Origin of the sequence: Clostridium sartagoforme AAU1, assembly GCF_000401215.1 — a bacterium.
GTDB classification, from domain to species: domain Bacteria; phylum Bacillota; class Clostridia; order Clostridiales; family Clostridiaceae; genus Clostridium; species Clostridium sartagoforme.
In genome coordinates this window covers 1-1,306 of record NZ_ASRV01000262.1, presented here as the reverse complement: position 1 = coordinate 1,306, position 1,306 = coordinate 1, and the positions used below count along the sequence as shown (strand labels likewise).

Below are 1,306 nucleotides of genomic sequence, written 5' to 3'. Positions count from 1 at the left end.
GAGGACTATCTCAATAATTCAAACTTTGGAGAAAAATACTTTTATAGTTTCTTATGAGCCTACTCAATTTAAGGTGTAATATATTACTTAAACATCTAAAAAAACTTTAATAATATATTATTTAATATATTATTAAAGTTTTTTAGATGTTTAGTAATATATCCACCTTTAAATTGAGTAGGCTCATAAGAAACTATAAAAGCATTTTTCTCCAAAGTTTGAATTATTGAGATAGCCTCACTTTCTCTTATTCTATGAGAGACAATTTCAAGTCGATATCTTTTTTCTTTATTAATTCCTTCACCGGTATAAGTAGTTACCCCGAAATTTAAGCTTCTTAATTTATCAATTAATTCTTGATTATAGCTGGTTAAATTTACATGGATAGTCCTATATCCAATAGCAAGCTTTTCTTCTATAATTCCACCAATATATATTCCAATACCATATCCAAGTATATAAGCACCTATATTAAGAAAATTACTTAAATCAGAAAAAACAATGCCTAAGCTTACTATATAAATTATTGCTTCAAGAAAAGCAAATATTGAAGCTTGAGCCTTCTTACCTTTTACAACAAATGTGGTCCTTAATGTCAAAAGTGGAACGTATATAAGCTGCAAAATAAATATAGTTAATGCATTTATCAATTCAAATCTTTCCCTTCTGTAAAGTTTTAAACTTATTTAATTATAAAACAATAGTAGCTTTATTGTATATAAGAAAAAATTAATTAGATATAGTATAAGAAAGTTCTAAAGATAATATAGGAGATAATGATGTATTTTAAAATTAATTATATAAGAGACTTTATGAAACAAAAAATTATTATCAATGAAGTAATATTTTATGAAAAAAACTCCTATAAAGTAAAAAAGGCTAGATTTAAAATGAATCTAGCTCTTTAAACTTTTCACAATTAAGCTTTTATCCAATCTACAACTCCAGGAGTTAAAGATTCAACATCATCCTTATCAACTTTAGTTACAAAAAGTAAATCATTAGGCTGTAAGAATGCTTTAATTTTTTCTGCTATTTCTTTAGCTGAAACATCAGTTTTAACTAAATAGCTATCAGGCATAAAATTAGCCCAAGCTCCAAGTGTTTTTATAGTTCCAACTATATCATAGTCATCACGATGATGGTGATGATGTTCATGATTATGATCGTGAGAATCACAATCACATGAATGAGAATCTTCATTTAAATAAAATGTTATTGCATAAACTGTCATAGTTACCACCTCAAATTAGTATTTTTTATAATCATAATATATATCTTGTCTAAAAGCTAGTAATATTATTAA

General features: G+C 25.5%; 2 protein-coding genes. Both read right to left on the bottom strand.

Annotated elements, in window-relative coordinates; genetic code table 11:
* Positions 1-95 precede the first annotated feature (95 nt).
* Positions 96-650 (bottom strand): DUF5698 domain-containing protein, encoded by a 555-nt coding sequence (locus A500_RS19030; RefSeq protein WP_016209200.1) that lies wholly within the window; start codon positions 648-650, stop codon positions 96-98.
* A 269-nt stretch (positions 651-919) separates the two neighbouring features.
* Positions 920-1,234: a hypothetical protein gene (locus tag A500_RS19025; RefSeq protein WP_016209199.1), complete on the bottom strand. Its 315-nt coding sequence runs from the start codon at positions 1,232-1,234 to the stop codon at positions 920-922.
* Between the last annotated feature and the right edge of the window lie 72 nt (positions 1,235-1,306).

Bases quoted from the DNA above. Each gene is read 5' to 3' on its own strand.
- A500_RS19025 (WP_016209199.1), bottom strand. From the start codon at position 1,234: ATGACAGTTTATGCAATAACATTTTATTTAAATGAAGATTCTCATTCA.